The 14,143-nt window shown below is 39.9% G+C and carries 11 protein-coding genes; 8 read left to right on the top strand and 3 right to left on the bottom strand.

The window, feature by feature from the left end; genetic code table 11:
• The first annotated feature begins 125 nt into the window (after positions 1-125).
• From H5120_RS08775 to tldD, 8 genes are read left to right on the top strand one after another with little or no spacing between them, the layout of a single operon-like run.
• Complete coding sequence (locus tag H5120_RS08775) at positions 126-1,169, top strand: rod shape-determining protein (RefSeq protein WP_002958401.1); 1,044 nt, start codon at positions 126-128, stop codon at positions 1,167-1,169.
• Positions 1,169-2,011 carry a rod shape-determining protein MreC gene (gene mreC / locus H5120_RS08770; RefSeq protein ID WP_173400216.1) on the top strand — a complete coding sequence of 281 codons (843 nt, stop codon included), beginning with the start codon at positions 1,169-1,171 and terminating at the stop codon, positions 2,009-2,011. The genes H5120_RS08775 and mreC overlap by 1 nt, the downstream gene beginning before the upstream one ends.
• Positions 2,004-2,483 carry a rod shape-determining protein MreD gene (mreD, locus tag H5120_RS08765; protein WP_002958403.1) on the top strand — a complete coding sequence of 160 codons (480 nt, stop codon included), beginning with the start codon at positions 2,004-2,006 and terminating at the stop codon, positions 2,481-2,483. Before mreC ends, mreD begins: the two co-directional genes overlap by 8 nt.
• Complete coding sequence (locus tag H5120_RS08760; RefSeq protein WP_002958404.1) at positions 2,483-3,052, top strand: nucleoside triphosphate pyrophosphatase; 570 nt, start codon at positions 2,483-2,485, stop codon at positions 3,050-3,052. Before mreD ends, H5120_RS08760 begins: the two co-directional genes overlap by 1 nt.
• Position 3,053: 1 nt before the next feature.
• A complete protein-coding gene (rng, locus tag H5120_RS08755) occupies positions 3,054-4,526 on the top strand; it encodes a ribonuclease G (protein ID WP_002958405.1) in 1,473 nt (490 codons plus the stop codon).
• Positions 4,526-8,383 (top strand): YhdP family protein, encoded by a 3,858-nt coding sequence (locus H5120_RS08750; RefSeq protein WP_182674120.1) that lies wholly within the window; start codon positions 4,526-4,528, stop codon positions 8,381-8,383. Before rng ends, H5120_RS08750 begins: the two co-directional genes overlap by 1 nt.
• Entirely contained in the window at positions 8,380-9,219 is an 840-nt protein-coding gene (locus tag H5120_RS08745) for a carbon-nitrogen hydrolase family protein (protein ID WP_182674119.1), read from the top strand. Before H5120_RS08750 ends, H5120_RS08745 begins: the two co-directional genes overlap by 4 nt.
• Positions 9,216-10,655 carry a metalloprotease TldD gene (tldD, locus tag H5120_RS08740; protein ID WP_024597409.1) on the top strand — a complete coding sequence of 480 codons (1,440 nt, stop codon included), beginning with the start codon at positions 9,216-9,218 and terminating at the stop codon, positions 10,653-10,655. Before H5120_RS08745 ends, tldD begins: the two co-directional genes overlap by 4 nt.
• A 245-nt stretch (positions 10,656-10,900) precedes the next feature.
• On the opposite strand, the gene H5120_RS08735 is transcribed toward tldD, so the two are convergent.
• The 3 genes from H5120_RS08735 to gorA form a co-directional block, all read right to left on the bottom strand.
• The gene (locus H5120_RS08735; protein WP_182674118.1) at positions 10,901-11,737 is read right to left on the bottom strand and encodes a mechanosensitive ion channel family protein; all 837 of its coding nucleotides are present in this window, start codon (positions 11,735-11,737) and stop codon (positions 10,901-10,903) included.
• A 107-nt stretch (positions 11,738-11,844) separates the two neighbouring features.
• Positions 11,845-12,477: a hypothetical protein gene (locus H5120_RS08730; RefSeq protein WP_165742883.1), complete on the bottom strand. Its 633-nt coding sequence runs from the start codon at positions 12,475-12,477 to the stop codon at positions 11,845-11,847.
• A 264-nt stretch (positions 12,478-12,741) separates the two neighbouring features.
• Positions 12,742-14,103, bottom strand: a complete 1,362-nt coding sequence (gene gorA / locus H5120_RS08725) for a glutathione-disulfide reductase (protein ID WP_182674117.1) — start codon at positions 14,101-14,103, stop codon at positions 12,742-12,744.
• Positions 14,104-14,143: the final 40 nt, after the last annotated feature.

Here is a 14,143-nt window from a genome sequence, read left to right as displayed (position 1 = left end):
AAGGAAGCTTTGCTTCCTTTTTTCACAAATTCACAAAGGCGCTGCGCTTTATATTGCTCATATAGTTGAGCATGTTAAAGTGAGGCAGCTAATATAAGAACGTATTTCAAAGGTCATCCAGCCTCATGTTTAAAAAACTCCGTGGTATTTTTTCTAACGATCTATCGATCGACTTGGGTACAGCCAATACCCTAATTTATGTAAAAGAAGAAGGTATTGTATTAAACGAACCTTCTGTTGTTGCTATTCGCCAAGAACGCGCTGGTGGACCTAAAAGTGTTGCATCTGTAGGTACAGAAGCAAAACAAATGCTAGGCCGTACACCGGGAAATATTAAAGCAATCCGTCCAATGAAAGACGGTGTAATTGCTGATTTTTATGTAACTGAAAAAATGTTACAACACTTCATTAAGCAAGTGCATAACAATAACTTTATGCGCCCAAGTCCGCGTGTACTAATTTGTGTGCCGTGTGGTGCTACTCAAGTAGAAAAACGTGCAATACGTGAATCTGCAATGGGTGCTGGTGCTCGTGAAGTTTACTTAATCGAAGAACCAATGGCAGCAGCTATTGGCGCAGGTTTACCAGTATCAGAAGCAACAGGTTCTATGGTTGTTGATATTGGTGGTGGTACAACTGAAGTGGCTATTATTTCACTTAACGGTGTTGTTTACTCATCATCTGTTCGTATTGGTGGCGATAAGTTTGACGAAGCTATTATTAATTATGTACGTCGTAACTTTGGTAGCTTAATTGGTGAAGCGACAGCTGAAAATATTAAGCATCAAATTGGCTCTGCGTTCAAAACTGATGAGCCAATCGAAATTGAAGTGCGCGGTCGTAACCTTGCCGAAGGTGTTCCGCGTTCATTCACGCTTAACTCACACGAAATCCTAGAAGCTCTACAAGAGCCGTTAATGGGTATTGTGAGTGCAGTAATGGTTGCACTTGAGCAATCACCACCTGAGCTGGCATCAGATATCTCTGCGCACGGCATGGTACTTACTGGCGGTGGTGCATTGTTAAAAGATTTAGACCGTTTATTAATGGAAGAAACGGGTATTCCGGTTGTTGTAGCTGATGATCCACTTACGTGTGTTGCGCGTGGTGGTGGTAAAGCATTAGAAATGATCGATGTTCATGGTGGTGACGTTTTTAGTTACGACTAATGAAATTAATGTTTGGACGCACAGTCTCTTTGCAACTGCGACTTTTTGTCGCAGTGCTTTTGAGTATCGTACTCATAGTTGGAGACAGATATACGCAAGGTGGTACCGTTGTTCGTACCAGCCTTAATACTCTAGTTAGCCCACTAATCTATGTTGCTAATTTACCCTACGAATTATTTAGCTTAAGTGCTAAAAGCCTGCATACGCGGGATCAACTTCTTACTGAAAACGAAGCGCTGAAAAAAAAGCAAATGCTACAAAGCGAGCAACTTCAGCAGTATCAATTTCTAGCCAGAGAAAATCAAAAACTGCGCGCCTTATTAGGCTCATCTGCAAAGCAATCGAATCGTAAAATTATTGCTCAAGTACTTTCTGTACATTCAAACCCGTATAGTCATCAGGTTGTTATTAACCGTGGTACAACTGACGGGCTTAGTGAAGGCCAAGCCGTAATTGATGAAATGGGTGTAGTAGGGCAGCTTACAAAGGTTGGTTCAACAACTTCACGCGTGCTACTAATGACCGACACCACACATGCCACACCTGTACGTATACTTCGTAACGATGTACGAACGGTTGTTGAAGGCATAGGTAAAATTAACGTCGTTAAGCTCTCTCACGTTCCACACAGTTTAGATGTGCGAATTGGCGATGTACTTGTTACATCGGGTTTAGGGGGGACATTTCCTGAAGGGTACCCGGTGGCAGTAGTAACCGAAATAAATCGTGATGAAGGGCGACCGTTTGCACAAGTTTTTGCAGAACCTATTGCGCAACTAGATCGCATTCGCTTACTGGTTATTTTATGGCGTAATCAACAGGAGCAAATCAGCGATGATTAACCGTTATTCATTGTTAATTGCGCTAAGCATCTTTTTTGCGTTAATAATGGCACTAATGCCACTTCCATTTTCGTTTGAGCCATTTAGACCTGACTGGGTTTTACTTGTACTTATGTATTGGTCGCTAGCAGTACCGCATCGTTTAAATATTGGTACTGCTTGGGTTGTTGGTTTATTAATCGATTTAGCGTCTGGCTCACCGCTGGGCGTGAACTCGCTTACATTCTCGGTATGTATTTTTGTAACCGCGAGCAACTTTCAAAAAATTCGTAACTTTTCGCTTTGGCAACAAAGCTTACTAATTGGTTTATTTTTAACGCTGTATCACTTAATGCAGTTTTGGCTAAATCACTTTTTGTTAGGGGTTTATTTTAATCCACAGTATTTATGGCCAGTGGCAACCGGAATGGTTAGCTGGTTTTGGGTCTTTTTACTACTTCGTAAATATCGCAGACATTTTAGGATCAGGTAATGACTACCGCAGTATATTTGGCATCAGCCTCTCCCCGTCGTAAAGAGTTATTAAGCCAATTAGGTGTCGAATTTACACAATTTAGTGTTGATGCAGATGAAAGCCCACTTCCAAACGAGCAACCTAGAGCACTTGTTGAGCGTTTAGCGCGCTTGAAAGCCCAAAGCGGTGTAGAGCTTGGATATACCGATCGCCCTGTACTTGGTAGTGATACCGTGGTTGTTATAGATAACGAGTCATTGGGTAAACCTCGCGATAAAAACGATTTTACACACACGTTAAAACGCCTATCGGGTAACACGCATCAAGTTCTTACCGCAGTTGCATTTGCGACGCAAAATGATGTGCTTAGCTGTGTTGTAAGCACAGATGTTACTTTTAAAACCTTAACAGATGAAGAAATTAATGCTTATTGGGAGTCAGGTGAGCCACAAGATAAAGCCGGTGGCTACGGTATCCAAGGTTTAGGCGGCCGCTTTGTAACTCACATTGCGGGTAGCTATTTTTCTGTTGTAGGCTTACCTTTATATGAAACCGAACAATTATTAAAAACATTCTTAAGAAGGTAACATGAGTACAGAATTACTGATCAATGTCACACCGAGCGAAAGCCGTGTTGCCCTAATAGAAAACGGTGTACTGCAAGAAATACAGCTAGAGCGAATCGGTAATCTAGGTATTGTAGGCAATATTTACTTAGGAAAAATAAGCCGTGTACTTCCGGGGATGCAGGCTGCTTTTGTTGATATCGGCCTTGAAAAGGCTGCATTTTTGCATGCATCCGATATTGTAAATAGTGCTTCTATTGTTGAAGGCGTAGACGACGTACCAATAAAAAAAGTACAAGATATTAGAGAGTTAGTTCGTCAAGGCCAATACATTATGGTGCAAGTGGTAAAAGATCCGCTAGGCACTAAAGGCGCAAGGCTCACCACTGATATAACTATTCCTTCTCGCTATTTAGTGTTTATGCCTGATGCGACCCATGTAGGGGTTAGTCAGCGTATTGAAACTGAAGAAGAGCGCTCACGTCTTAAAAAAATAGTCGCAGAATATGGCGATGAAAATGGCAGCTTTATCGTACGTACAGCTGCCGAAGGTGCTAGCGAAGCTGAATTACGACACGATGCTGGCTTTTTAAGGAAATTATGGGAAAAAATAACATCACGTCGTAGAAAAACGAGTAAAGCCAGTATCCTACACGAAGATTTAACCCTTGCCTTTAGAACCCTGCGTGACTACGTAGGCGAAGATATGGAGCGCATTCGCGTTGACTCTAAACTCAGCTATGAAGAACTAAAGTTATTTACAGAAGAGTTTGTTCCACAGCTTTCTCAAGTGCTTGAATACTATCCAGGCGAGCGGCCTATATTTGACTTGTTTGACGTTGAAAACGAAATTCAAAAAGCACTACATCGTAAAGTTACGCTAAAATCGGGTGGTTATATAATTATTGACCAAACAGAAGCAATGACGACTGTTGATGTTAATACAGGCGCATTTGTAGGGCATCGTAATTTAGAAGAAACGATTTTTAATACCAACGTAGAAGCAACCTCTGCAATTGCCCGCCAGCTCAGGCTGCGTAACTTAGGCGGTATTATCATTATCGACTTTATCGATATGGTAAGTGAGGATCATAAAAGGCGGGTGCTTCATTCACTTGAATCAGCCCTTGCAAAAGATCGCACTAAAACGAATATTAACGGGCTTTCAGCGCTTGGCCTTGTTGAAATGACGCGTAAACGTACACGCGAAAGCTTAGAGCATATTTTATGTGATGTATGCCCAGCATGTTCCGGTCGTGGTTCACAAAAAACAGTTGAAACGGTTTGCTACGAAATACTACGTGAAATAGTGCGTGTTAACCGAGCATACGCAGCGGACAAGTTTATGGTGTATGCAGCGCCTGCTGTAAGTGAGGCCCTACTAAACGATGAGTATCATAACCTTGCTGAGCTTGAACTATTTATTGGTAAGCAAGTCAATATTCAAACAGAGAGCTTATACAGCCAAGAACAGTTTGATGTGGTAATGATGTAATGAAAGCAAAAGCGGTCTGTTTTTTTTGTTTTAGAAAGTTATGGCAGACCTGCGCCATAATTTTGGTATTACTGGCCGTTATTGTTTCAATTTTAAAATATACCCTCCCGTATGCAAACGAATACAAAGGTGACATAGAAAGCTATTTACACGAAAAGTTTGAAATAAGCTTATCTATCGGTGAAATATCAGCTAGTTGGCAGGGCAGTGGTCCTGCATTAGTGCTAGAAAATTTATCGTTTAAAGATAACGAAACCGCACCAATATCACTCACCATTGCTAAAACCAGCTTAGAGCTAAACCTATGGGAAAGCTTAAAAGCACTGCAACTTAGATCTAATTATTTTGTTATTAATGGTTTTCATACCAGTGTAAATATCACCAACTTATTTAAAACCGGTGACAACGACGAAGTTTCTTTTGAGCAAAAAGAGCTAATTGAAGAACTGTTTTTGGGTAAAACGGGTCATTTTGCAATAGAAAATTCCAGTATTAACTTTATTTTAGAAGACGGTAAAGAACGTAAATTACTTCTTCAAAACATTGTTTGGCAAAATGAAGATGAGCAGCATCTTGGTAGTGGAAGCTTAGCACTGCCGGGTATTTCGGTCGGAGACTTTGACGCGCGCATAGCACTTACCGGGGATACTCTAGAGCAAGTAGCGGGCGACATCTATGTGCAGGCTAATAAGGTCGATGTATCTAACTGGTTAGCGCAATATATAAATACGCAAAAACAACAACTGCATAGCGATATTAATTTACAAGCATGGCTAAAACTAGATAAAGGTTTTGTAAGCGATGTGAAAATGCAGTGGTTACCAAGCTTTGTACGCTGGCAGCGAGAAGAGCAAAGCCACCAAGTTAGTTTGAGTGAAGGTGGATTCCATCTATATCCAGAACAAAATAGCTGGCACTTAAAAAGCACCGGTTTAACATTTAATAGTAACGATAAAGCATGGCCAAGTTTAGAGTTTGAAGCCCAACTAGGGCTGCAAAATAAAGTGTGGCTGCATCAAGTTGATTTTGAATTACTGAGTAACCTAGCCGGGCTAAGTAATTTTAATGCACTTGAACCATTTTTAGAACGCCAACCTAGTGGGCAAATAGATCAAGCTTATTTAAGTTTTTCTAATGCACAGCAATGGCAATTATGGTTTGAGGCTAACAATATTGGCTGGCAAGAATTAAGATCGGTACCAGCAGCGCAAGGACTTAGAGTAAATGGTTTACTTACCCAAAGTAGTGGTCGAATAAATTTATTTGGTGAAAATGGCACATTAGTTACAGGCGAAAGCTTTAGTAACGACATAAATTATAATCAGCTAAATGTAGAGCTAGATTTAGCTAAGCGAGATGATGGCTGGCATATAAGTAGTGACAATATCTGGTTTGATAATGATGAAGTTACTCTTGCTGCAGAATTACAAATTAGCCTAACAGATGATCCTCGATTAGATCTTTACGCAGAAGCGTTCGCTCCAGATGCCAATATTGCAGGTCATTACTTCCCATTAAAAGCGATGAGCCCTGAACTTATTAGCTATTTAAATGGTGCAATTAAAGGCGGAGAAGTATCTAAAGCACAGGTCTTATTTGCAGGGCCTTTTTCTGGTTTCCCATTTACTGATGGTAGTGGTCAGTTTGATGTATTAGCACAAATAGACAATGCAACCTATGAGTTTGACCCTGATTGGCCTGCGGTCACTAATGCTAATGTACAGCTACATTTTGCTAATGAGCGGATGGACATATATAGCCAGCAAGGCAAGTTGGTTAATTTAGATATTGGTAATAGTGTACAGGTGAGCATTGCAGATTTAATGAATGCTGATGAACTTATTGTGCAAATTGATAAAAAAGCAGAGATGGAAAAGTTACATGACTTTTTTGCAGCGACACCTATTGCCAAACCTCTTGCTGAAATTTTTAAAGTTGTACAGGGCAAAGGCGAAGCCGATGCCAGTATTGAGCTTTTAGTAGGCTCTAAGTTTAAAGGCGGAGCCAGTGTTAGCGGCAAAGTTAATTTAAATGACTTGCCAGTATTTATAGCAACGCCAGGTATTGAGCTTAAAAACTTAACTGGCGAGCTTAATTTTAAAAACGACAACATCACACTTAAAAATGCGACTGCGAAGTGGTTGGGCATGCCGCTAAATATTAATTACAGCAGCAAAAGTGATGCTAAAAATTACCAAGCAAACATAGATATAAACGCCAAAATTGACGCCGATACATTAATTGACAGTGGACAAGGTATATTAAAAAATTATTTAAGCGGGCAAAGCGATGTTGATATTGGTTTAGTACTTAATTTTACCGAACAAGGCTTTAATTACCGTGCACAGGTAAACTCAGAACTACTTGGCTTAACGAGTAACTTACCCGCACCTTATAATAAAAATAGCGAACAAATGTGGGCGCTTGATGCAGTAGTTCAAGGTGATGATATTTCTAATCTCATTACAGCAAACGCTAATCAACAGTTTTACTTTAATGCTATTTTAGAAAATGGAAAATCACAGTTTAGTAATGTCCATTTTGTGCTCGGAAAACAAGACTTAGGATTAAACCAAAAAGACTTAAGCGTAAATATAAATCTTGAGCAGAGTGAATTAGTGCCTTGGTTTGATCTGATAGATCAAATAATTAAAGCAGGTAAATCAAACCCAGATAAAAAATCAAAAGGGATTATGCCACCGCTTAATGAGGTGGTCGCAAATATAGGTATGCTTGATGCGAGTAACATCATCTTTAATGATTTTGAAATGCGTTTAGCACCATCAAAAGACGATTTATACCTAAAGCTAAATGCTAAAGAACTTAGAGCTGGGGTTTTTATTCCTACATCACAGCCTAGCCAGCCTATACGAATTAATGCCGATTACTTAAGGCTTAATTTTGCACAGCCTAGCGAGCAATTAATTGAAATAACAGATGTACTTCCTGAGGAAGACTTGAGCTGGCTTACTAAAATACCTGCCATTGAGTTTGAATGTAGTGATTGCAAAATTGATCGCTACCAGCTTGATAAAGTGAGTGCGTCATTATTAGGTGATGGCGAGCGCTTATCGATATCAGAACTTGTAATCGATAAAGGAGATCATGTACTGCGCACTAAAGGGCAGTGGCAAAATGGTTTAACAACGCTAAGTGGTGAGCTTAAAAGTGATAATATAGGCGCATTGTTTGGCGAGTTTGATATTACCTCTGCAATTAAGGATTCTAAAGCTGATCTAAATTATGATCTTACTTGGCAAGCAGCACCTTATGATTTTGATGTGAAAACTTTAAGTGGTGAGGTTGCTTGGGATTTAGGGGAAGGTCACTTAACTGAAATAAGTGATGGTGGTGCACGCGTATTTTCGCTGTTGAGCCTTGATTCACTCGTACGCAAACTGAAACTTGATTTTAGAGATGTATTTTCAAAGGGCTTTTTTTATAACAGCATGCAAGGCTCTATGCAGTTAGAAAACGGTATCGCTTACACTAAAGATACTAAAATGGATGGTGTGCCTGCCGATTTAACTATTAAAGGCTACGCAAATTTAAATACGCTAGATATAGATTACGACCTTGCTGTAGCGCCACAAGTAACCTCAAGCATTCCGGTTATAGTGGCATGGATGGTTAATCCAGTAACAGGGCTTGCTGCTTTAGCACTTGATAAAGTTATTCATTCTGCGCGCGTCATCTCAGAGATCAATTTTAAAGTAACGGGTAAAATGAACGATCCTATTGTTCAAGAACTAGACAGAAAAAGTCGTGAAGTTACACTACCTCAAGCTGCGCAAAATCAGCCACAAGCATCAGTCGATTTAAAACTTAAAGATGCACAAGTAACAGTAACGCAATGAACAAAACAGCAAGCATAAGCACACCCACAATAGTTGCCCTACAAATGTGTTCAGGGCTAAACCCTGATGACAATATAGCAAGCTTAAAGCGCGTACTTAAAACTCTGCCAGCCACAAGGCCATTACTTGTTTGCTTGCCTGAGGCTTTTTTAGTGTTTAGTAAAACTGGTAACGATACGTTACGTGTTGCTAAGCAAGTTGAGCAATACAAATTACAACTTAGTAAATTGTGCCAACACCATAATATTTGGTTAAATGCAGGCACAATGCCTGAGCCATTTAACGAGCATAAGTATTACTCAGCATCGCACTTATATAATAATCAAGGCGAGCTGGTTGCAACGTATAACAAAATACATTTATTTGATGTAACCGTTGATGATAAAACAGGTAGCTATCGAGAGTCAGATTTTACCCAAGCAGGTAGCGATGTAGTGGTTGTTGATTCTCCCTTTGGTAAAATTGGCTTAACAGTATGTTATGATCTGCGCTTTAGTGGCTTATTTAACGAACTAGTACGCCAAGGCGCCGATATTATTTTAGTACCCAGTGCATTTACAGTCCCTACAGGGCAAGCGCATTGGCAACCGCTATTAGCAGCTCGCGCAATAGAAACACAATGTTATGTAGTTGCAGCTGCTCAGTACGGTACACATGAAAATGGCCGACAAACATATGGCCACAGTATTATTATTTCGCCTTGGGGCAATACCCTGAGTGAATTGCCAACAGGCACCGGTTTTATAAGCTGCAACGCAGATTTAGACCAGTTACAAAAAATTAGACGAGATATGCCCGTGCAGTCTCATCAACGATTTAGAGAGCATTTATTATGAATTCGGTTGAACAGCATTTACTACAAGACAGCCAGCTAAATAGAGAAGAGCTCGAAAAAACGCTCGCTTACATACATCAGCATAAAGTGGATTACGCCGATTTATATTTTCAATCAAGCCACCACGAATCATGGGTGCTTGAAGACGGCTTAGTTAAAGAAGGCTCTTATAACGTTGAACGTGGCGTTGGTGTACGTGCTGTAAGCGGCGAAAAAACAGGTTTTTCTTACTCTGATGCAATAAATCTTGAAGCACTTAATAAAGCGGCTACAGCGGCTCGTAGCATCGCAGATGCTGGCGAAGATAGAGCGATTAAAGTATTTAGTGATGTTAAAGCTAAAGAGCAGTTTGCAGCGCATCAGCCAATTTCGAGTATGAGCGATACCGACAAGGTGAGTTTATTACGCGAACTTGAAAACTATATTCGTGAACTAGCACCCGATGCAGAGCAAGTAATTAGCTCAATGTCAGCGGTATACGAAGAAGTATTAATCGCAGCTAGTGACGGTACGTTTGCCACCGATATTCGCCCGCTTATTCGTTTAAACTGCTCAGTGCTGCTTGAAAAAAATGGTCGCCGTGAACGCGGTGGCGCAGGTGGTGGTGCACGTTTAGATTATGGTTACTTTAAAGAGCTTGTTGATGGTAAACCACGTTGGATGGAATTTGCAGAAGAAGCGGTACGCCAAGCTAAAGTAAACCTTGAAGCTATTGATGCACCTGCCGGCACGATGGAAGTTGTACTTGGTAATGGTTGGCCTGGCGTGCTTTTACACGAAGCAGTAGGACATGGACTTGAAGGCGACTTTAACCGCAAAGGCGCGTCTGCGTTTAGTGGTAAAGTGGGCCAAAAAGTAGCATCAGAGCTGTGTACTGTTGTTGATGATGGCACTATGGCTGATCGCCGTGGGTCACTTAATGTGGATGATGAAGGCACACCAGCCGCTTACAACGTACTTATTGAAAACGGTATTTTAAAAGGCTATATGCAAGATAAGCTAAACGCGCGTTTAATGGGTGTAAATCCTACCGGTAACGCACGTCGTGAGTCTTATGCACATTTACCAATGCCTCGCATGACTAACACCTACATGTTAGGTGGTGAGCACAGCCAAGCCGATATTATAAGCTCAGTTAAAAAAGGGGTATTCGCGCCTAACTTTGGCGGCGGACAAGTTGATATAACCTCAGGTAAGTTTGTATTTAGCGCATCAGAAGCGTATTTAATCGAAAATGGTAAAATTACCCAGCCAATTAAAGGCGCAACGCTTATTGGTAATGGACCAGAAGTAATGCAGCAAATATCTATGGTTGGTAACGACTTAGCACTTGATAAAGGTGTTGGTGTTTGTGGTAAAGATGGTCAAAGCGTACCGGTAGGCGTAGGCCAACCAAGCCTTAAAATTGATCAGTTAACGGTCGGTGGTACAGCTTAAATATTACTCAAGCGCGAAGTGAATTCGCACCTACGTGCTTGATGTTTATTGTAGGTGAGGTTTTACACCTCGCTTTTTAAATACAGACTTAGAAATAGAGCGCGAAATAAATTCGCACTTACGATTTGTATTTTTACTTTGGGTAGGTGAGGTTTTACACCTCGCTTTTTAAATACAGACTTAGAAATAGAGCGCGAAATAAATTCGCACCTACGATTTGTATTTTTACTTTGTGTAGGCGAGGTTTATGCCTCTCCTTCACTTTCTTTATTTTTTTCAGCCTCTTTGTACCATAACGCAAAAAAGCACTCTGTTAATTTGTGCTCTATCTCAAGCGCTTTTTCTGTCGGGCAAAACAAGGTAAAGCTTGCTTTAAATTCACCTAAATCGGTTGTACCAAAGTGAATTACCGGCTCTGGGCCAGATATTTTTGCATCAAGTTTACGCTCAATCATCGAATTATAACGGCTTGCTACTTCTTGAAACTCTTCGCAGTACAGTTTAGCTTGCTCAGTGAGTGTGTCGTGAATAGGGTAAGGGTTAAAGCTCTCTCTTCGGACAATAATAAAATGATGTGTAACAAAGCGTTTTACAAAGTTTAAGTTTTTAATAGAGCTGGTAATCAGCTTATTATTAGGTATGTATATGGTTTTTCTAGAAAATTGATAAGTATGTATATCAATTTCATGCATGGTTGTTTTTATCCAATCCGTTTCAGCTACTTCACCAAAGTAATCACCTACTTGTATCCAATCACCCACTCTAAACGGGCGAGTTGTTACGAGGTAAAAAAAGCCTATTACACACTGAATAAACTCACGCGTTGCAAGTACAATCGCCACGGCAAAAGCAGCAATAGAAAGTGCAAAGTTTTGAATTTCAGTAGACCACACAAATAGCAGCGATATCATCATTACAAAATTAACAAAGTGCTTAATATTGTGTGCGATGTAACGGATGTCTTTTTCTTTTTTTTCTGCGCGACTTTTAGCAAGCTTATCAACAAGCACTTTTAGTACAAATGCAATTGTGATCATTACAATTGAAAGAAGAAACGGATGCAGCAATATATCTTTAGTCATGGTATCCAATTAAATGTGAGTTGATAAAAACAGGCTCAGTATATTGATTTATTAAACCAATTAGCAAATTTAGTGTAAAAAAGTAACCAATAAAAAATGTAGCTACGTTATTGAGTTACTTGATCAGTGCAATGCTTGTGATTTTTAGCCATTCTTTTTCGGCATATGAGTACAAGCTCAATGGCTGAAATAAAAATCAAAGTATAGCCAAGCGTTTCTATACCTTCTTCAACAATGTTTTTTACCGCACGTACATAGTCATCACCCATTACTGAATGCCAAAATGCGCCTTTGCCCATCATTCGCGAAAATGCGAGTAAAGTAACCATGCCTGATAAGCAAATTCCATAACTAGGAGTGAGGCTATAGGCTTTTAAAGCGTTAAAAATACTTCCTCTGTTTGTTATTAAATAAACAAACACGCCAGCTAAAATTGAATAGACGATACTTTGCCAAGCGCCATCAAAAAAGTATAAGTCGAGGTAGGTATCAAACTCTCTTACAAACATCATTGCCGATAATGCAGCTAGTAATACAGCCGGTATTTTGAGTTGAAAGTTAATTCGCGAAGCGTAAAAAAATAAAATACAGCTTAAAAAAGTTAAAACATCTTGCATATGTTCGGTAAGAGTTTCTTCACTGTAAAGTGCATCCTGTTTTAACTCAAAGCCTTCAAGTTGAATTAAATGAGCAACACCCGCTAGGCATAATAAATAAATAAAAGATCGCAGTAAAAACATAAATAACCAAGAGAAACTATAAATGCGCGGGATTCTAATCGTTAAAATGCTTTAAAGCCAAAACAAAATTTAAACTTTTAATCTTTTTATCGGTCTAAAATTTTTGCTGTTAAAATAATGGCTTAGTTGTTCTTTTAATGTTGAATGGATGTTTGTAATGTGACGTTTTAAGTGGTTTGTTGTGCAAAATATAACAAACATTAAAAAGCCCTTACTAATTACTTAACAAGGGCTTTTTATAATTGAGCGCTTAGAGTTTAGCGCCTAGCGCATAGTAACAAACTCTTCAGAACCTGTTGGGTGAATCGCAACAACGGCATCAAAATCAGCTTTAGTAGCGCCCATTTTCATGGCAACTGCAAAACCTTGAATCATTTCATCAACCGCAAAACCAATACCATGTAGGCCAACTACTTTTTCGTCTGGGCCGGCACATACAAGCTTCATTTTACAAGGCTGGCGATGTTTAGTTACCGCTGTGTACATAGCCGTAAAGCCAGATTGGTAAATCTTAACGTTTTCTTCGCCATACTGAGAAATAGCTTCTTGTTCAGTAAGGCCAATAGTACCAATTGGTGGGTGACTAAATACAACAGTAGGAACTAGGCTGTAATCCATTTTTAAATCATCAGGTAGTTCTTTATTAAATAAACGCTCTGATAAAGTACGCCCTGCTTTCACTGCTACAGGCGTAAGTTCAATACCGTTTTCGATAATATCGCCAACCGCGTATACATTTTTAGCTGTGGTATTTTGAAACTCATCAACTTTAACAAAACCATCGCTGTTAACTTCTACGCCGGCAGCAGCTACATTAATTGCATTTGTTGTTGGCTGGCGGCCAATGGCCCAAATTACTTGGTCAACGTTATGAGTTTTGCCATTATCTAAATGTAGCGTTACAGAGCCATCATCTTCTTTAACTAATTTATGAGGTACAGATTCTGTATGAAGAGTAGGGCCTTCAGCAGCCATAACGTCAACAAGTGTTTCAACTATGTATGGGTCAAAGTTACGAAGTGGAGAATGCTTACGAACAAATAAATGTGTTTCAGTACCTAAACCATGTAATACACCAGCAAGCTCAACGGCTATGTAGCCTGCGCCTATTACTGCAACGCGTTTAGGTTGCTCTTTTAATTCAAAAAAGCCATTTGAATCGATACCGTGTTCAGCACCTTCAATATGCGGAATGCTTGGGCGTCCACCTACTGCAATTAATATATGGTCGGCTGTGTAGTGCTCGCCGTTTACTTCAACTGTTTTATTATCTATAAATTTAGCAAAGCCTTTAATTACAGTAACGCCATTGCTAGCAAGGCCACTGTCGTAACCTTTATGAATTCGGCCTATGTAGGCTTCACGGCTTTCTACTAACTTGCTCCAATCAAAGCCTTTAACTTCAACATTAAAGCCGTAATCTGGGGCATATAAATTAATTGCTTCAGCAACCTGAGCACCGTGCCACATTACTTTTTTAGGTACGCAGCCCACGTTTACACACGTGCCGCCCATGTGTTTTGCTTCTATAAGTGCTACTTTAGCGCCACGCATTGCCGCTCTATTTGCAGAGGCAATACCACCACTGCCACCACCGATTGCAATATAATCAAAGTGTTGTGTCATTTTATGTCCTTAGGCGTTGAGTTTTATGCGCATTAGCATA

Source organism: Pseudoalteromonas sp. SR43-2, from assembly GCF_014163885.1.
GTDB lineage: Bacteria > Pseudomonadota > Gammaproteobacteria > Enterobacterales > Alteromonadaceae > Pseudoalteromonas > Pseudoalteromonas distincta.
Note: the sequence above shows the minus strand (reverse complement) of the source record. Positions and strands in the feature narration are given on the sequence as shown.